Here is an 18,157-nt window from a genome sequence, read left to right as displayed (position 1 = left end):
GCCTTGAGCTTGGTCTTGTAGGCCTTCAGCTCGGCCTTGGTCGGCAGCTTGCCGTGGACCAGCAGGTGGGCGATTTCCTCGAATTCGCAGGCGTCGGCGACATCCAGGATGTCGTAACCGCGGTAATGCAGGTCGTTGCCGGTGCGGCCGACAGTGCACAGGGCGGTGTTGCCGGCAGTGACGCCGGACAGGGCTACGGATTTCTTGGGCTTGGGGCCAGTGGGACTGGTGGGGGCTGCGGCGGCTGCTTCCTTCGCTTCACTCATGACGATTCCTGTTCTTAGGGCTTATCTATCGGTGATTCCGGCACCACCGTGCCGATAGTTTATCGGGAAAACACCCCCCGGTTGGGTAGGCGCGCGACGCGGACGGACGGGAACATCATCCGGAGAGCGGACAAGGCCAGATTGGCACGGATGCCGGGCAGCGGACATCGTCCGAAGCAACGAATGGTAAGGAAGCTTATTCGGCGGCTGATCGAACCGCCGCCGCTTCAGACCTTGCGCCGCCGGCGACCCAGCAGCAGCGTGCTCAGCAAGGCCAGCACGCCGGGAGCAAAGGCACCGCCACCGCCGCCACCCGTGCCGCCGCCGACACCGCCGCTGGACGACGAGGAACTTCCTCCTGAAGAAGAAGAGCCACCGCTGGAAGAAGATGAGGACGAAGACGAACTGCTGCCGGACGAGGAAGAGCTGCTGCCCGAAACCGCCCATGCGTTGGCCAGATTGTTGACGTCCATCGAGCCCAGGCCAGTGGTGGGATCATAACCGACCCCAGCGCTGTAGCCGATGGTGCTTCCCCCGGTAGTTTTCACATCGTTGTTGCCGCTGGTGATGTCGTGGAAAACGGTCGTGGTGCTGCCGGCAAGCTGATAAAGCCGTGGATTGGCATTGCCGAAGCCGCTTGCACCGGTTTTCTGGGCCACAAGGGTCAACACTGCGGCAAAGGACGGGGCGCCGAATGAAGTACCCCCAGCGACGGTCAAATCAGTACTGGTTTTCGGATCGCTGCCACCGAAGCGGAAGCCATTGCCGCAAGTCCCCTGTCCGCTGGAATTGGTCGTGCAGAACAGGTAGGGGTCGTGCCCATTGGCTGCGGAGAAGGCGATATCCGGAACAAAGCGGACATTGTCCCCAGGTACGCCCACTCCGGTCTGCCAGGACGGTTTCTGGAACTTGGCGCTCTTGCCACCACCAGTGGCAGACAGGCCGAGGGTCGAACTGGTGTCGTTCCAGACCACTTCCGGGATATAGGAAAGGGCGGAGACAACCACATCGCCGCTCGCCTGCGGCTTCCAGTAAGTGGCAGTGTTGTCGCCCTCATCGAACCTGGTACCGCCAACGCCGGTAACGTTGGGCGACGAGGCGGGAAAATCGACCGCCAGCCCCCCCGAGGCCGTCGTGGTTCCAGGCGTTCCGGCTGTATCGCAATCGGCCGCACCGGCATCGCCGGAGGACGTCACGATGGTCTGCCCTTGCGTGTTTGCCTGGAGAAAGGCCGAATTGAAGGTCGTGACCGCTGAGCCCGCCTGGCTCTCGCACAGGCCATAACTGATGCTGATGACCGGCGCCACATTGTTTTCGATAGCGTAATTCACCGCGTCGAATACATTGCTGGCATAAACGAAATCGATCTCGGCAGCCGGAGCCATGCCGCCCGACCATTCGATATCGATATCCGCCTCGGACATGTCGTTCGAGCCGTTTTTCACGGCAACCGTGTTGCCAGGAACGAGGGTCAGCACCGGGTCCTTGGCGGGCAAACCAGCCGCTTTGCGAAAAGCCCGGATGTCGCTGAGATTGACCGCCGCCTGCCCCACCACCGCAATCTTGCGGCCGCTGCCGGTAATACCCGCCGTATACAGCGGGTTGAAGTTGTAGATAACGGCGAGGTCGCCCGGCGACAGGTAATTATTGCCGGTCTGGCTCGAAGTGAATTGTGGCACGGCCTTGAAGTGCGGCTTGGGCCGGAAATCATCGACGCCGCGCACCCCCAGCACCATGCCCGACAAGGCCGCCGGCACGGACAGATCCGTGGCATTGGCGAAATGGCTCTCGCCCTCCACCTGGTAACGATGCAGTTCGGTCTGGAACACAGACTCGATGCGCGCCACGCTGCCGCTGAAGCTGACACGATCGCCGCTGGCGGAGACGCTGTCGATGCTGAAACCCTGGCTTTGCAACCAGCTGGTGATCTTGGCCTGATCGGCGGCGGAGATGCCGAAGCGGCTGGCGTACTGTTGCGGTGTCAGCCAGGCCTGGTAATTCGGCGAGACCGGATCCTGCTGCTGCCGCAGCAGCTCTTCGAGATCCGCCTGCTGGGCGGCGGAGCGGGCGAAGTACAGCGAGACCCCGTGCAGCATGGTGTCGCCCGAAACCCGTCCCGCCTCGTAGCGGGCCTGCGCCAGGGGATGGATGCTGCCATCCAGGACCACGCTGCTCCGGGCATTGAGAGGGGCGGCGATCCGGTCATGCAGGGCGGCCGGGGAATCGGCGGCGGCGGCGAACGCCAGCAACAGGGCGGACGAGGTCAGGTACCGGGACGCCTTCAGCACGGGGCTTTGCATGGTGTTCCTTATAGGTCGAATACGGGCCGCCAGGCCCCGTCCAGCCGCTTGTTCGTATGGGCAGGCATCGTTCTACCATAGCGGGGTTACAGATTTCATGCTCGGGCGCCGCGCCGCGCCCCTTGCCCGATGAGCGCTTCCCGGCGGGAGCCGGGCGGTTCAATCCTTCTTCAAGCCACCGAGCTGGCCGAGCAGGTCGTCGATCAATGTGGTCAGTTCGCCGGTCATCAGGGTGAAATTGGCCTCGAACTGCTCGTCGCTGTCCTTGCCGGACTTGCCGCTGCCGGCCGCGCCCGGATCCTTGGCGTCCATCGCCTCGAAGCGCAGGCGTTTCACTTCCAGCTTCTCGGTCAGCACCAGGGCGAGACGGTCGCGCCAGATCAGGCCGACGCGGCTGACCGTCTTGCCGCCCTGGATCAGCGAACGGATTTCCGCCCCTTCCAGGCCGTGGCGCACATAACGCACGGCGGCTTTCGACAGTTCGTTGGCGACCAGTTCGCAATCCTGGTCCAGGGCGAACTGGGCGGAAACGCTGCCGGCCGCCAGCCAGCCGGTCATGGCGGCGCCGGCGGATTCCTGCGTTTCCAGAGGGATGGCCGGCAGCTCGCCGAGGTCGTTACGCAGCACCGAAGCCAGGTTTTCCGCCACCTTGGGCGACGAGCTGTCGACGATCAGACGGTGAGCCTCCAGGTCCAGCCAGGCGCGCACCGACTTTTCCCGCACGAAGGCGCGCGGGCGCAATTCGTCGGCAACGCGGTCCTTGAGATCGCGCAGCTGCTTGCGGCCGGGCGCGAAACCCTGGTTCTTCTCCAGCGCGGCGGCACGTTCCTTGACCGTCTGGTTGATCACCGCCGCCGGCAGCAGGCGCTGCTGCGAACCGAGGGTGATCAGCATCTGCTTGCCCTGGCTGTAGACCAGGCCGGAGGAGGCGTGCGGCGCCACCCAGCCCTGGCTCTGCATGCTGGCGGCATTGCAGGGCACCAAGGGATGCTTGATCAGGGTTTCTTCGAGCTTGCCCGGGGTGATATTCCAGGCGGAATCGAGGGAAAAGATGGAGAGATTCTTGAACCAGGCACTCATCGGGCAGTCGCGGCAGGCGGCTCGCCCCTTGGCCTGCAAGCAAACAGCTCGCGCGGCGCCCGGAAGCGGGCCGGAAAGATCGGATGGAAGGGGCGCACTTTAGCCCAAATCGCGCCCGCCGTTCGACTCCCGCCGCGGCAACCGGCCTCAACCGCCGGCTGCGCCCCGCCCGGCCGGCTGCTACATCCCGGCGTGGCGCAGGATCAGCTTCACCACCGTCAGCAGGGTCAGCACGAAGCCGGCGGCCAGCACCACCCCGACCATGATGAAGGTGAGGGCATTGCCATGGGTGAAATCGCGCTGCCAGTGCTTCGAGCTCTGCACGCCGAAGAAGGATGACAGCACGCTGGCGACGGTCTGCAGCAGCGTCACCCGCTCCATTTCCGCGGCTACCGCGTATTTCTGTGCCTGTTCCATGTCCTGCTCTCCTGTCCGGATGCCGTGCGCACATTCTGGAACTGGCGCCGCGACAGAAACAGTTACAGACTATCCCGAACCTGACCATAGCAGATGGGGCCCATGACGCTGTACCGGGAGCTCGCCGCCGAAGTCGCCGGCATGATCGAAAGCGGCATCTTGCGCCCAGGCGAGAAGATCCCCTCGGTGCGCAACATGTGCAAGCGCCGCAAGCTGAGCCAGTCGACGGTACTGCAGGCCTATCACGAGCTGGAGGATCGCGGGCAGATCGAGGCGCGGCCGCGCTCCGGCTACGTGGTCAGCGCCTACTGGAAGGACATGCCGCGGGAACCGGCCATGTCGCGCTCGCCCCGCGCCGCCACCACGGTGGCCGTGGCCGACCTGGTGTTCGACATCCTCGACGCGACGCGCAACCGCGCTCTGGTGCCGCTGGGCTCGGCCTTCCCCAGCCCCCTGCTGTTTCCGCTGCCGCGCCTGGCGCAGCTGCTCGGCGGCGTGGCCCGCCATCTCGACCCCTGGGCCACGGTGACCGACCTGCCGCCGGGCAGCTGGGAACTGCGCCGGCAGATCGCGCGGCGCTACCTGATGGCCGGCGTGCAGGTGCCGGTGGAGGACATCGTCATCACCTCCGGCGCCATGGAAGCCCTCAACCTGTGCCTGCAGGCGGTGACCCAGCCGGGCGATATCGTGGCGGTGGAATCGCCCGCCTTCTACGGCGCCCTGCAGGCGCTGGAGCGGCGCGGCCTGCGCGCGCTGGAAGTGCCGACGCATCCGCGCGACGGTGTCGAACTGGACAGCCTGGAGCGCATGCTGCGCAAGCACGACGTCAAGGCCTGCTGGTTCATGAGCAGCTTCCAGAACCCTCTCGGCGGCAGCATGCCGGAGGAAAACCGGCAACGGCTGGTCACGCTGCTCAAAGCCCGCGACATCCCGCTGATCGAGGACGACGTCTACAGCGAGCTGTATTTCGGCGGCGAGCCGCCGCGGCCGCTGAAGGCGCAGGACCGCTCGGGACTGGTGCTGCACTGCGGCTCCTTCTCCAAGTGCCTGGCACCCGGCTACCGCATCGGCTGGGCCGCACCCGGCCGCTATGCGCGACAGGTGGAGCGGCTCAAGTTCACCGCCTCGATTTCCACCACGGTGGCGGCACAGGAAGCCCTCGCCCGCTATCTCGGCGAAGGCGGCTACGAATACCACCTGCGCCGCCTGCGCCAGGCCTTGCAGACACAGCAGAACCAGATGCTGCAAGCCATCGGCCGCCATTTTCCGACGCAGACGCGCGTCAGCCGTCCGCGCGGCGGCTATTTCCTGTGGCTCGAACTCCCCGCCGCGGTGGACGCGCTGGAGCTGAACCGGCGGGCGGCGGCCCAGGGCATCAGCATCGCGCCGGGTCCCATGTTCTCGGCCAAACGCCAGTTCACCAACTGCATCCGCCTGAACTACGGTCATCCCTGGTCGCAGCAGATCGAGGACGCGGTAGCCGCCGTGGGACGGCTTGCCGCGGCGATGTAGCGACACCGCCGCCCTGAAGCCATGCGTTAAGATCGGCCGCACTCATCCCCGCTGGATCGCACGGTGGCAAGCAAGCTGAAAGAGAAAAGCAGCGAAGAAACCGGCAGCGGCGCGCACGGCGTGACGCTGCCGCTCGACCAGTTCAGCCGGCTGGTGGCGCTGGTCTATCGCGGCGCCCTGGATCCCCTTCCCTGGTCCGGTGCGGTCGAAGCCCTGCACCGGCTGCTGCAGGCGAGCTGGGTGACGCTGATCCTGCGTCCGGCTTCGGCCGGTCACCAGGCGCTGATGGTCAACATGGGGCGCGAAGGCGGCCCGCACGTCGCCGCCAGTCCGCACATCAACCCGGATGTGTTCACGCTCGACCCGTTCATGAACCTGCCCAGCGACCGCATCGTCACCGCCGACGAGATGGTGGGCGAAAGCAACTGGCTCAACAGCGAGTACTACCGGCAGTTCTGCGAGCCCGCCGGTGTGCGCTACGTCATGGGCGCGGACATCCATACCGAGGAAGGCTCGGAATGCCGCTTCCGCATCTGCCGCCCGGCGGAAGCGCCGCCGTTCTCCGCGGCGGACAAGGCGCTGTGCCAGATGCTGCTGCCGCATTTCGAAAACGCCGTGCGCCTCTACACCAGCATCGACGCGGCCGAATCCGAACGCCAACTGCTGGCCGGCACGGTGGACCGCATGCTGCTCGGCACAGTGATCCTCGACGAGGCCGGCACCGTGCTCAAGACCAACAGCGTGGCGCACCACATCCTGCGCGAGAACGACGGCCTGCGCATCGCGCAGGGCCTGCTGGAAGCCGGCTATGGCGCGGAGAACCGCGAACTGTATCGCCTGATCAAGCTGGCCCTGCAAGGCATCACCAGCACCGCCGGCGCGGTGTCCCAGGCGATGTCGATCAGCCGGCCCTCCGGGCGCGCCAAGCTGGGCCTGGCGCTGCGCAGCATCCCGCAGGGCGACTGGCTGGAAACCCGGCATCGGCCCACCGTGGCGGTATTCATCCGCGATCCGGAAAGCCGCTCGCAGGCCTCGCGCGAGATGATCCAGCGCCTGTTCGGCCTGACCCCGGCGGAATCCTCGCTGGCGCTGCTGCTGGCGGACGGCCAGAGCCTGGATGAAGCCGCCGTCCAGCTCGGCGTGCGCAAGAACACTGCCCGCGCGCAGCTGCGCGCCATCTTCTCCAAGACCGGTGTGACGCGGCAGACCGCCCTGGTGCGCCTGCTGCTGGCCAGCGTCACCCCGCAATAGCGGCCGCCGGAACATACCGTCTGGTACGGCGCCGCCGATCGCGCTGAGCCAACCGTCCGTCGCCCGCGCAAGGCGCGCATCTATGTCCGCTCGAATCCCGGCTGCATTTCTTAGGGTACGACGAGCCGCTCCCGACGCCGCATCGCCGCTGCATTCCCTTGCCTGTTTCACGGCAGAGACATTACACCCGGCGCATGCCCTTCGCCGCCGTACGGCCGGGTTGGTGCATTTGGTTTAAGCCATTTGGACGATTCTGCTTCCGGCTTGCGGGGAGAGTCTTGCCTCCGGGCCTTGCCCGAAAAATATAAAAATCCGGAGGAGAAAGATGAACAGAAAACAGCGGACTCATTCCGCTCGCATGGGCTGCGCTCGTACGGACGCTGCCCGGGGCTTCGGCGGCGACCTGTGCGGCATGCGCAAGCGCAGCCTCGCGCTGGCGGCGATGGGACTGGCCGGCGGGCTGTGCGGCGAAGCGCAGGCGGGATCGCTGGACTTCGGCAACGATACCGCGATGCAATACACGGTGACGCTCAACTATGCCCTGGGCGTGCGCCTGAGCGATCCTTCCGCATCGCTGGTGAACGGCCCGCTGGGCAGCAATTTCCTGCCCACCACCATCAACATGGATGACGGCGACCGCAACTTCGGCGCCGGCAGCCTGATCAACAACCGTATCAGCGCACGCCTGGAAGCGGACCTGCGCCACAAGAACTACGGCGTTTTCGTGCGCGGCGACGGCTTCTACGATCAGGCCTATCACCATCCCAACGACAACGACTCGCCGGGCACCATCAACAAAGCCGGGCCCAACAGCCAGTTCAGCGACGACGCGCAGTATTTCCAGGGCAATCGCGCGCGCCTGCTCGACGCCTATGCCTATGCCGACTGGAACATCGGCCATACCGATCTGAACGTACGCCTGGGCCGTCAGGTGGTGGCCTGGGGCGAAGGCCTGTTCTTCCCCAACATTTCCGGCGCGCAAGGGCCCGCCGACGCGACCCGCGCCAACATCCCCGGCACCGAGGTGAAAGACATCCTGCTGCCGGTGAACCAGGGCTCGGTGCAATGGTCGCTGACCAAGGACCTGAGCCTGCTCGGCTACTACCAGTTCCAGTACCGCTACAACGAACTGGATCCGGTGGGCGATTACTTCTCCTACACCGATGTCGTGGGGCCCGGCGCCGAGTTCATCTACGCCTTTCCCCTGTCCACCGGCGGCAACTACACCATCCAGCGCGCCGGCGATCTCAAGCCCAGCGACTTCGGCCAATGGGGCCTTGGGCTGCACTACAGCCTCAACTCCTTCACCGAGATCGGCATCTACCAGTTGCGCTACCACGACAAGAATCCGGGCGTGGTGACCAACTTCGACCCGACCACACTGCTGCCGACCACCTACAACATCCGCTATGCCGACGGCATCGACCTCACCGGCATCAGCCTGTCCTCGTCGATCGGCCCGGTCAATGTCGCCGGCGAAGTGAGCTACAAGGACGGCGTGCCGCTGCTGGTCAACACCGCCGCCGGCGCCACCGCCAGCCCCGGCAAGGCGACGCAGGCGCAGGCCTCGGCCATCTACATCCTCGGGCCGAGCTTCATTGCCCGCGAAGTGGATTTCGTCGGCGAGGTGGGCTACCTCCACGTCAACGGCGTCGATGCGGTCGGCGGCGGCAGCACCCTGGTCAATACGAAGAACGCCTGGGCTTACGAAGGCAGCGCCACGCTGAACTACCCCAATGTGTTCAACGGCTGGGACCTGGCGGTGCCGTTCACCTGGGCCCATGCCGTCACCGGCACCGCGGCGGTATCCGGCGCCTTCGGCAGCCTGGTCGGCCATGGCGACCAGCGCGCCAGCGTCGGCCTGACTTTCACGTATCTCTCCAAGCTCGAGGTGGCGACCAGCTACAACGCCTTCCTCGGCAGCGCCAACCCGACCACCCACCCGCTCGCGGACCGCGACTACGTGGCGCTGAACCTCAAATACCGATTCTGAGCCCGACCCCGGGCCAAGGATCGAAACCCCAATGCGGAGGAAATTTTCGATGAACCTGAAACTGGCATGCGCCGCGGCATTGACCGCGGCAGCAAGCATCCTGTCTGTACAGCCTGCCGTGGCAGCGGTGTCCGCCGAAGAGGCGGCGCAACTCGGCGGCGACAAGCTGACCTGCACCGGCGCCGAACGCGCCGGCAACGCCGACGGCAGCATTCCGGCCTACAGCGGCAAGTGGCTGGGCGCGCCTCCTGGATTGGAGGTGAAGAACGCGCGCGGCCATGACCCCGATCCCTACGCCGACGAGAAGCCGCTGTTCACCATCACCGCGCAGAACCTGGCGCAATACGCCGACAAGCTTACCGACGGCGAGAAGGCGCTGTTCAAACGCTATCCCGCCACCTTCCGCATGCCGGTCTACACCAGCCACCGCGATTTCCGCTATGCCGACTGGGTCTGCGACACGCTGAAGAAGAACGCCACCACGGCGACGCTGCTGCACGAAGGCATCGGTGTCAGCGCCACCACCGGCGCGGTGCCCTTCCCCATCCCGAAGAACGGCTCCGAGCTGCAATGGAACCTGCAGCTGCCGACCCGCGCCTGGACCGAGGTCGCCACCTATGACCAGGGCGCGGTCTATGCCAACGGCAATATCTCCTGGGGCCGCGTCGCCTACAAGATCCTGGCGCCGGTGAACGATCCGAACAAGCGCGGCTCGACCAACGACGTGCTCAGCTCCTACTTCTACGTCATGACGCTGCTGCCGGAACGCGACAAGGGCAGCATCAATGTCGGCTGGACGCCCAACGACTACGACCACAACTACATCCACACCTGGGGCTACAACCCCGGTACCCGCCGCGTGCGCGAGTCGCCGGAGTTCGGCTACGACCTGCCGCAAGGCGCCGGCGGCTTCAGGACGGTGGACGACGACCGCCTGCTCAACGGCTCGCCCGAACGCTACGACTGGAAGATCGCCGGCAAGCGCGAGGTCTACATCCCTTACGACGGCTACCGCCTCAACGATCCCAAGGTGAAATACGCCGACCTGCTCAAGCAGGGCACCATCAATCCCGACTACATGCGCTACGAGCTGCACCGCGTCTGGGTGCTGGAAGGCAACCTCAAACCTGGGTATCGCCACCTGTACAAGAAGCGCGTGATCTACATGGATGAGGACACCTGGCACGGCGTGATGGCCGACACCTACGACAACCGCCTGCAGCTGTGGCGCGTGGGCATGGTCAACTACTTCTACGCCTATGAGATGCAGGCCTTCCACGCCGGCGTCTCGGTCTACCACGACCTCGTCGACGGCGCCTATGTCGCCGACCGCCTGGTCAACGAGCAGCCCGAGGGCGAGAAACTGAACGAAGGCGGCCTGACGCCAAACGATTTCACGCCGGACGCGGCGCGGCGCGGCGGGCATTGAGCGCTATCGCCGCCTCAGCAAGGCTGGACGGAAAAGGCCCCGATCATCGGGGCCTTTTTTCGTCTATCCGCCCGGCGGCGACTCGAAGTTCGATACCGTGCCCTTGCGCTCCAGCTTGCCCCAGCCGACGCGGCCGCCCGCCGCGGCGGAGAACACCGACTTGATCACCACGTAGTAGAGCAGCTGACGGTAGCCGAAGCGCTGCAAGGCCAGCAGCGGCAGCAGGCTCCACTCTTCCTGCTTCTCCATGGCCAGGGCGATGGCCACCACCACCGTATCCAGGGCCATGAAGGCGAAGAAATAGATGGTGGTGAGGTAGAGGTTGGTGGGATCGAACTGGCCGCGGTGCTGCAGCCAGTCGATGCCGGTCTTCACGATCTGGAAAATCAATGCCAGATCCAGCAACGGCGAGATCGAGGCGAGCACGATCTGGAACAGGATCACCTGCGGCAGGGCGATGAATCCCAGGGTGCCGTAGCGGCGCGCAAACAACGCATCCCGATGCTTCCAGATGCACTGGAAGGTGCCGAAGGCCCAGCGGAAGCGCTGCCGGATCAGGCCCTGGACGGTGTCCGGCGCCTCGGTCCAGGCGATGGCCGCGCTGTCGTACAGCACCTCGTAGCCGGCCTTCTGCACGGAGATGGTGAGATCCTGGTCCTCGGCCAGCGTATTGCTGGGGAAGCCGCCCAGCTCGTCGAGCACGCTGCGGCGCCAGGCGCCGACCGCGCCCGGAACGACCGTGATGCAGCCCAGCACCATCAGCGCGCGGCGCTCGAGGTTCTGCGCGCTGATGTATTCCAGCGCCTGCCAGTTGGTGATGGTGTTGACGCGGTTGCCCACCTTGGCATTGCCGGCGACGGCGCCGACCTTCGGGTCGGCGAACCAACGGGCCAGATTGCTGATGGTTTCCGGCTCGAACTGGGTATCCGCGTCGAGCGCGACGATGACGCTGCCGCGCGCCAGGCCCAGGCCGACGTTCAGGGCCCTGGCCTTGCCGCCGTTGGCGACGCTGATCACGGTGACGGCGTCGGAGGCCGGGAAATTCTGCGATACGACGGCGGCGGTATCGTCGTCGGAACCGTCGTCGATGACGATCACCTCGATGCGCGGATAGCTGCTGCCCAGGATGCGCCGGATCGAGGCAACGATGACCCGCGCTTCGTTGTGCGCCGGGATCAGCACCGAAATCAGCGGCGCATCGTCCGGCAACACCGGCGGCACCGTGTGCAGCTCCCGCCACTTGTGCATCAGGCCGAGGACGCAGAGAAACACCACCCGCGCCAGGCCGAGCGCGATGGCCGCCATGAACAGGGCGTGCATCACTTGGCCGAACTGGCCGAGGGTGAGGAATACCGGGCGCGCCATCCTGGGCAGCACCGAGCCCTGGGGCAGCGGCGGCATCACCTGGTCCGGGGTGAGACCGGCCAGCTCGGAAACCGGCACCAGTTCGTAGTGCTTCGCGCGCAGGGCGTCGATGATGACGGGCAGCGCCGCGATGGTCTGCGAGCGGTCGCCGCCCGAATCGTGGAGCAGCACGATCTGCCCGCGCACGTCCTCGTCGTCGCTCTGGATCTGCGACAACGTCTGGTCGATGATGTTCTGCACGCCCGGCTGCATCCAGTCGTCCGGATCGATGCGCAAACCCACCGTCACGAAGCCCATGTTCTGCGCCACGCGGACCGCGTCGATCTGGTCGAGCGAGGTCGGGTCGGCGTCGCCGAGATAAGGCGGCCGGAACAGGCGCATGGAGCGGCCGGTGATGGATTCGAACAGCTTGCGCGTGGTGTCGAGCTCCAGCCTTTCGAGCTGCTCCGGCACCACCGAGAGGTTCGGATGGGTGAAGGTATGGTTGCCGACGTCATGCCCTTCGGCGACTTCGCGGCGCACCAGCTCCGGGCTGGAGCCGGCGTTCTCGCCGATGACGAAGAAGGTGGCGCGCACGCCCTTGGCCTTGAGGATGTCGAGGATGGCCGGCGTCCAGCGCCGGTCGGGGCCGTCGTCGAAGGTCAATGCGATCTTGTTCGGCACCGCGCCGAAACGCTGGATGACGTAGGACATGGGCATCGCGGTATAGGTCTGGTCGACGATGTCGCCGCTGTCGGGATCGATCTCCAGGGTGCGCTTGCCCTGTGCCGGGATCGCCGCCACGCGCAGGATTTCACCCTGGCCGCGGAAGTCCACGTCCTGGCCGCCGTCGATGGTGCGCAGGCCGTCGGGAACCGGCGCGCCGTAGGGGCGCCCCAGCACCGACCACACGGAAGGATCTTCCGAACCCAGGCGCCACAGCACGTAGCCGAAGGGCTTGTAGATATCCGAGGCGCGGATCTGGTTGTAGCTGGTCACCGCATCGAGGAACCAGACCTCGTGCTTCCTGCCCTCTTCCTCATAGGAGAAATGCGGGTTCTCGGCGTCCTCGTCGAAATCGATGTCGGCCTCGGATTCCTGCGCCGAGCGGATCGCTTCCTGGTAGGTCAGGTCCTCCGCCGGCTTTCCCGCCGTCCAGTCATAGCCGTAGTTGCCGATGGCGATGATGGTCTGCGCCGGATCCAGATCCTTCATGCGCTTGTCGAGGGTCTTCTCGAACCAGGCCTGGCTGGCGATGCTGCCCGGAGCACCCTCTTCCCAGTGCTCGTCGTACGCCATGAGCACCAGGAAATCGGCCACATCCGACACCGCCTGGTAATTCCAGTCCGGATCGTCGAACGGCACGCAGACCAGCAGCGCCCAGTCGCGCTTGTCGAACTCGGCCTCCAGCTCTCCCAGGAACACCAGCAGATCCTTCTGCGCGGCAGGCGGCACGGATTCGAAATCGACCGTCAGGCCGCGCATCTTGTTGGTGTCGAGGAACGCGACGATCTCCCGCAAGCGGGCCGCGCGCCTGGCCGGGTCCGCCAGCAGGCGGGCCAGCCCCGGCCCATCCCACGACCCTTCCACCGAGTTCTGGATCATCGGCAGAACCGGGATGTTCGGCCGGAGCTGGCTGATGGCATCGACGGCGAGCTGGTTCATCTCCGAGTGCAGGGCCATGTCCGGCCCCTGCAGATTGAGCCAGGCCGGAATCACCCAGTCCAGCTGCGGCAGAGCGCGCTTCAGCGCGGGCAGGCTGTTGTCGTCCCAGTTGGCGTAGAAGCCCATGCTGAGCGCGCGGCCAGGCACGCCCGACAGCCAGGCGGGCGCGGGCTTGTTGCGCGCCTCATGCGCCCGCTTCGCCAGGGAATCGCGGGCCAGGTCCCGCTGCCGGGCTCTCAGGCCGGCGGCGACACGCTTGGTGGTCTTCGGATCGACCTTGTCGAAGGAGACCCCGGTGAGCGGCAAATGGAACAGGGCGGCCGCCTGGCCGGTGAGATCCGAGGTAGCCGAGGGGCTGATCACCAGCAGATAGCCGGCGAAGGCCACGGCGATCACCGAAATCACCGAGCCGAAGATCCACTGGAGCCGCCGCAAGCGTCTTGCCCGCTTGCCCGAGGGATCGAAAAAAACGGAATGCTCACTCATAGGTTCTGACGATGCTGCCCGATCCGCGCGCGCCAATCGTACTGGGTTCCATGGCCCCCTGCCGCCTTATTGCCCCCACCATCTCGGGGTGCGCAGGATAACCGGCTTCCACGGAATTTGAAGCGACTTTCACGACTTCCGGAGCGGGCCGGGCGAAAGCCCGGGTAACGCAGCTCCCGCCTCCATCGGACGGTCAAAAAATGACCAGCCCGCAGCCGTTTGCGCGCCTGTTTGCCGCTCACCGGTCCAGGGAAAAATCCACCAGGGTCGTGGCATCGCCGATGACGGTGAGGCCATCCAGCGCATGCAAGGGCGCCTGCAGCCGCTGCAACAGCTCGCGGCTCTTCACCACCAGGCCGGCGAGTTGTCCGGCAATCAGCAGGTAAGCCGCCTCCGCCATCATCTCCACCGGTTCCACCCAGTCCGGATGCGCCGCCGCGGCCTGCCGCACCACCGCCTCGGCGCTCTCCGAACGGGCAATTTTGTACGGCGCCAACGCGTTGGCCAGCACCCCGCTGCCATGCAGTTCCGCCGCAAGCCCCAGGGTGTAGCGATCGAGCGCCGCCTTGGAGGCGCCGTAGAGCACCAGCGCATGCACCAGTTTCGGCGGGCCCGGGTAGGGAATCGGCGGCTGCTGCGCGGTCTCGCTGGTGATGTTGAGCAGGCGCCCCCAGCCGCGCTGGCGCATGCCGGGCAGGGCCTGCTGGATCAGGTCGACCGGCGCCTGGAAATTCACCTCGAACATGCCGCGTCGCGCCGGCAGGTCGATCTTGCCCGGCGGCGCATAGGCGGTGATGGTGGCGGCATTGTTGACCAGGATGTCGACCTGCCCGAGTTGCGCCGCGGCCTGGGCCACCAGCCCGGCGCGGGCTCGCTCGTCCGCCAGGTCGGCGACGAGCGGGACGGCGCAACCGCCCGCCTGCCCGATCAGATCGCAGGTTTCCCGCAAGCCATCCTGCGAGCGGGCGCTGGCGGTCACCGCCACGGCGGCACCGTGGGCCGCCAGCCGGCGGGCAATGGCGCGACCGATGCCGCGGCTGGCGCCGGTGACGAGGGCGACACGGCCTTGCAGGTCCGACAGTTCCGCCATGACTGGACGCTCCGTGGTGCGCGATGGATTGGTATCCGACCATGCCGCAGGCCGCGGCATCATTCTTGGCGATTTTGTCGCCGGAGACTCAATCGCGTTTGGCGCGGAAGGTCAGCACCAGCACGTCCCGGTATGCCGGCTGGGCCGGATCCAGCGGCGTCACGGCGGTGACGCCGTGATACACCCGCGCATCCTCGACAAAGGCGGCATCGAACGGCTGCGTCAGGGTGAAGCTGCCCAGCTCGCGCCGCTCCAGATCGTAAACCACCGTGGTTCCCTGTTCGATATTGCGCCGCGTCACCAGCAGCACCGACACGTAGTCGACACCGTCCCGGTGCGGCCCCTCGGGCGTGGGCTGCCCCGGCTCGCCCGGCCTGGCCTCGATGCGAAACTGGTGCATCTCCACTTTCCAGGCGCCGACCGCCGGCTTCAGGGCGCCGAAGACGCCACCGCACAGGCTCAGCAGGGTGTGCAGGCTGGCGCTGGCGCCCACCTCCGGGGTTACCGGCTCGAACCAGCGCTGCACCCCGCCGTTGAGCGGGTTGTAGTCGAGGCCCTGGTAGTGCGGCTGGTGCGGCTCGCGGCTTATGACGCCGTCGGCGCCCATGCTGAATACGGCGTGCCGGCGCTTGCGGTAGCGACCGCCATCCGCCATGTGGGTATCCAGGTGCAGATCATTCCAGCTGGCGGCGAATCCATCCCAGTCCGGCATCGCACCGGTCAGTTCGCGCATCCGCGCGGCCGGCACGAAAGCGTAGCCGTCGCGGCCGAGGGTGACACTCAGATCGTTTGCAGCGGGTTCCTGGGCGGACTTCAATGCAGTCGGACCATAAAGCGGGGGTCATTCCCCCGGAAGCTGCGCAGCCTACCCCTATTGGCCGGGAAATGCTCGGGCCAACCCAAAAAAGAAGATTACCTTTTGCACTGCAACAGGCGGCAACCGCCGCTCCGCCATGCCGGCACGCTCATCCTTTTGTGTGAGGACCGGGCTGCTTTATTGGTCTAGAACTGACATGACGCGTCCGACAGCAGAGACGCGGCAAAAACCGAGAGCCTATGGCTCTTTGCTGCGACGGAGGAGGACCGCATCGTGAGAATCGTGCGTCTGGTGAGTCGATGAGCAGCATGCAGACCAATCTGCACCCGTTTCAAACCGTACGGGAATCCGGCAGCGACAGCACCCATTGCGCGGTGCTGGAGCTGGACGAGTTCACGCCCCGCTATTCGACCGGGCAGGACCGCAACCGCCTGTGCTTCTGGCTGTCGGTGCACGGCCATACCCAGGTCTTCCCCACCCGGGGAGCGCCCTATTACTCGATCTCCGGCGCCAGCATCGCCACCATTCCGCCCGGCGCGGTGTGGGAAGGCTCCTGGCGTGGGCGCCAGACCTGCATGCTGCTGGAAATGGGCCCTTCCCTGCTGCGTGAATTCACCCGCTCTCAGATCGTCTTCCCCAACGACCGCGAACTGCTGGTGGTGGAAGACGACCGCCTCAAGTACAGCATGCTGGCGCTGCACCAGGACCTGATGTCGCCGTCACCCGCCGGCGACCTGTTCATCGGCCATATCGCCCGCGGCGTCACCTCGCATTACCTGAAAACGTACTGCCGCTGCCCCGACACGCGGCCGGTGCGCGAGCAGAAGCTGAGTCCCGCCGACCTGCGCCGGGTGCTGGAACTGATCGAAACACGGCTGGACAAGAAACCGGCCCTGGATGAACTGGCCGCCATGCTGGGCCTGAATACCGTCAGCTTCTGCCGCCGCTTCAAGAACAGCACCGGTCTGCCGCCCTACCAGTACCTGCTGCACGCCCGTGTCGAGCGCGCCAAGCAGGCATTGCGGCGTCGCGGGCAGTCATTGTCGGAGCTGGCGCTGTCGCTGGGCTTCTACGACCAGAGCCAGTTCAGCAATACCTTCCGCAAGATCGCCGGCATCAGCCCGCGCGACTACATGCGGGCCCACACTTCGCAGGCTCCCTAGCCGCTCAGGGCTGAACCGCGACAGGTCGGGGCGCGCTGCCGCCGAAGCCGCCGCGCAGGGCCGCCGCGAGCGCCCCGGCGAACATCAATCCGCCGATGGCGACGAACGCGCCCTCGATGCCGAAGCCCAGCCGCAGGGGATAGATGACGAAGGGATTGATGAAGTCGCCGAAGAACTGGACCGTGTAGAGCAGGCCCAGGGCACGGCCGCGCACCGGCAGCGGCGCCAGATCCATCAGCAGCACCGGGAAGTAGACATTGAGCAGGCCTCCACCCAGGCCGGTGAGGCAACAGCCGGCGAAGGTCATGGCGGGCTGCGTCCATAAGCCCATCACGGCGCAGCCGGCGCCCAGCAGGAACAGGGCCAGGGCCAGCAGCCGGCCACGCCCCAGCCTTGCCGCGACGCGGCCGTAGAGCCAGGCGCCGACCGCCGCCAGCAGGCTGGCACCCGACAGCACCAGGCCGACCACCGCCGGGCTGGAGGTGCCGTTGGCCGCCAGCAGGAAGGAAACCTGCGTGGTGGTCATGAACACCACCACGTAGGCGCAGAGTATGGTCAGGTAGATCGGCCACAGCGCCAGGATGCCGGACGCCCCGCCCTTCGGCGCCGCCGGCTCGGTGCCGGCACCGGGCCTGACCCGCGCCGCGGCAAGCCCGCTGAGCAACAGCACCAGGCCAAGCCCATACAGGGCAAACGGCGCGCGCCACCCGCCCATCGAACCGATCACACCGGCCAGCACGCCGCCGGACACACCAGCCACGGCACCGGCCGCATTGGCGTAGCCGAGGAAACGCGCACGCGCCGCCGCATCGAAATGCTGGCCGATCAACACCACCGAAGCGGTGATGAGGCCGCCGGTGGCCAGGCCGAGGACGAAACGCGAGGCCAACAACACTTCCCTTCCATCTACATACAGCGCCGCGGTGCCGCCGAGGGTGTATAGCGCCAGGCTGCCCAGCAGCACCGCGCGTCCGCCGCGCCGCTCCACCAGCCAGCCGGCGGGCGAAGCGCCGGCGATGATGCCGAGCGTGGATACCGCCATCACCATCTGCGCCGAAAAGGCACCGCCGGCGCCGCCGCCGAAATGCTCCGCCAGCGTCGGCAGCACGGGCGCCACGGCGCAGAACAGCAGGGCAATAAGACAGCCGCAGGAGCCCAACGTCAGATACAGCAGCCATAGCCGCATCCGTGCAGGCGCCGGGTCCGGCGCGGCTCCTCCTTCGTATTCACCACTCATGCATCACCACCCTGCCTAAGAGCCTGTAACAGAATGAATCGCGCCTGCGACGGCGGCTATTTTTGCGCAGTGCAAGTCGGACAGAGTGCGGCATGGTGATTCCATGG

Annotated in this window: 13 protein-coding genes; 5 read left to right on the top strand and 8 right to left on the bottom strand. The window is 66.2% G+C overall.

All coding sequences use genetic code 11. From position 1 onward, the window contains the following. The 4 genes from BP26_RS0121605 to BP26_RS0121590 all read right to left on the bottom strand — a co-directional run. Positions 1-266, bottom strand: a 266-nt coding sequence (locus tag BP26_RS0121605) for a citrate/2-methylcitrate synthase (protein WP_029922641.1), incomplete at its 3' end; no start/stop codon positions are given. A 227-nt stretch (positions 267-493) separates the two neighbouring features. Continuing rightward, complete coding sequence (locus BP26_RS0121600) at positions 494-2,566, bottom strand: S53 family peptidase (protein WP_051749278.1); 2,073 nt, start codon at positions 2,564-2,566, stop codon at positions 494-496. 159 nt (positions 2,567-2,725) lie between these two features. Further along, the gene (locus tag BP26_RS0121595) at positions 2,726-3,646 is read right to left on the bottom strand and encodes a recombination-associated protein RdgC (RefSeq protein ID WP_029922639.1); all 921 of its coding nucleotides are present in this window, start codon (positions 3,644-3,646) and stop codon (positions 2,726-2,728) included. A gap of 180 nt (positions 3,647-3,826) precedes the next feature. Beyond that, entirely contained in the window at positions 3,827-4,063 is a 237-nt protein-coding gene (locus BP26_RS0121590) for a DUF2970 domain-containing protein (protein ID WP_211255013.1), read from the bottom strand. Between the two features lie 102 nt (positions 4,064-4,165). Between BP26_RS0121590 and BP26_RS0121585 the strand changes: the two genes are divergently transcribed. The 4 genes from BP26_RS0121585 (at position 4,166) to BP26_RS0121570 (ending at position 10,248) form a co-directional block, all read left to right on the top strand. Then, positions 4,166-5,575, top strand: coding sequence for an aminotransferase-like domain-containing protein (locus tag BP26_RS0121585; RefSeq protein WP_029922637.1), 1,410 nt, complete (start codon positions 4,166-4,168; stop codon positions 5,573-5,575). Between the two features lie 63 nt (positions 5,576-5,638). Continuing rightward, positions 5,639-6,826, top strand: a complete 1,188-nt coding sequence (locus BP26_RS0121580; protein WP_211255012.1) for a helix-turn-helix transcriptional regulator — start codon at positions 5,639-5,641, stop codon at positions 6,824-6,826. Positions 6,827-7,151: 325 nt separating this feature from the next. Continuing rightward, on the top strand, positions 7,152-8,819 hold the full coding sequence (locus BP26_RS0121575; RefSeq protein ID WP_211255011.1) for a DUF1302 domain-containing protein: 1,668 nt from the start codon (positions 7,152-7,154) through the stop codon (positions 8,817-8,819). 49 nt (positions 8,820-8,868) lie between these two features. Continuing rightward, on the top strand, positions 8,869-10,248 hold the full coding sequence (locus tag BP26_RS0121570) for a DUF1329 domain-containing protein (protein ID WP_029922634.1): 1,380 nt from the start codon (positions 8,869-8,871) through the stop codon (positions 10,246-10,248). Between the two features lie 63 nt (positions 10,249-10,311). Here the strand turns inward: BP26_RS0121570 and BP26_RS0121565 are convergent, their stop codons facing one another. The 3 genes from BP26_RS0121565 to BP26_RS0121555 form a co-directional block, all read right to left on the bottom strand. Further along, complete coding sequence (locus BP26_RS0121565) at positions 10,312-13,692, bottom strand: trifunctional glycoside hydrolase family 18/polysaccharide deacetylase/glycosyltransferase family 2 protein (protein WP_211255010.1); 3,381 nt, start codon at positions 13,690-13,692, stop codon at positions 10,312-10,314. 289 nt (positions 13,693-13,981) lie between these two features. Continuing rightward, positions 13,982-14,833: an SDR family NAD(P)-dependent oxidoreductase gene (locus tag BP26_RS0121560; protein ID WP_029922632.1), complete on the bottom strand. Its 852-nt coding sequence runs from the start codon at positions 14,831-14,833 to the stop codon at positions 13,982-13,984. Positions 14,834-14,921: 88 nt separating this feature from the next. Further along, a complete protein-coding gene (locus BP26_RS0121555) occupies positions 14,922-15,650 on the bottom strand; it encodes a 2OG-Fe dioxygenase family protein (RefSeq protein ID WP_051749277.1) in 729 nt (242 codons plus the stop codon). Between the two features lie 299 nt (positions 15,651-15,949). Here BP26_RS0121555 and BP26_RS27935 point away from each other — a divergent pair, with 299 nt between their 5' ends. Next, positions 15,950-16,813 carry a helix-turn-helix domain-containing protein gene (locus tag BP26_RS27935; RefSeq protein ID WP_029922630.1) on the top strand — a complete coding sequence of 288 codons (864 nt, stop codon included), beginning with the start codon at positions 15,950-15,952 and terminating at the stop codon, positions 16,811-16,813. A 4-nt stretch (positions 16,814-16,817) separates the two neighbouring features. Here BP26_RS27935 and BP26_RS27930 read toward each other — a convergent pair whose 3' ends face one another. Next, positions 16,818-18,050, bottom strand: a complete 1,233-nt coding sequence (locus tag BP26_RS27930) for an MFS transporter (RefSeq protein WP_084183318.1) — start codon at positions 18,048-18,050, stop codon at positions 16,818-16,820. Between the last annotated feature and the right edge of the window lie 107 nt (positions 18,051-18,157).

This window comes from Nevskia soli DSM 19509 (assembly GCF_000711955.1).
Classification (GTDB): domain Bacteria; phylum Pseudomonadota; class Gammaproteobacteria; order Nevskiales; family Nevskiaceae; genus Nevskia; species Nevskia soli.
Note: the sequence above shows the minus strand (reverse complement) of the source record. Positions and strands in the feature narration are given on the sequence as shown.

Excerpts from the sequence above, each read along its gene's own strand:
- BP26_RS0121600 (WP_051749278.1), bottom strand. The coding sequence starts at position 2,566 with ATGCAAAGCCCCGTGCTGAAGGCGTCCCGGTACCTGACCTCGTCCGCC.
- BP26_RS0121595 (WP_029922639.1), bottom strand. The coding sequence starts at position 3,646 with ATGAGTGCCTGGTTCAAGAATCTCTCCATCTTTTCCCTCGATTCCGCC.
- BP26_RS0121590 (WP_211255013.1), bottom strand. The coding sequence starts at position 4,063 with ATGGAACAGGCACAGAAATACGCGGTAGCCGCGGAAATGGAGCGGGTG.
- BP26_RS0121585 (WP_029922637.1), top strand. The coding sequence starts at position 4,166 with ATGACGCTGTACCGGGAGCTCGCCGCCGAAGTCGCCGGCATGATCGAA.
- BP26_RS0121575 (WP_211255011.1), top strand. The coding sequence starts at position 7,152 with ATGAACAGAAAACAGCGGACTCATTCCGCTCGCATGGGCTGCGCTCGT.
- BP26_RS0121570 (WP_029922634.1), top strand. The coding sequence starts at position 8,869 with ATGAACCTGAAACTGGCATGCGCCGCGGCATTGACCGCGGCAGCAAGC.
- BP26_RS0121560 (WP_029922632.1), bottom strand. The coding sequence starts at position 14,833 with ATGGCGGAACTGTCGGACCTGCAAGGCCGTGTCGCCCTCGTCACCGGC.
- BP26_RS27935 (WP_029922630.1), top strand. The coding sequence starts at position 15,950 with ATGAGCAGCATGCAGACCAATCTGCACCCGTTTCAAACCGTACGGGAA.
- BP26_RS27930 (WP_084183318.1), bottom strand. The coding sequence starts at position 18,050 with ATGAGTGGTGAATACGAAGGAGGAGCCGCGCCGGACCCGGCGCCTGCA.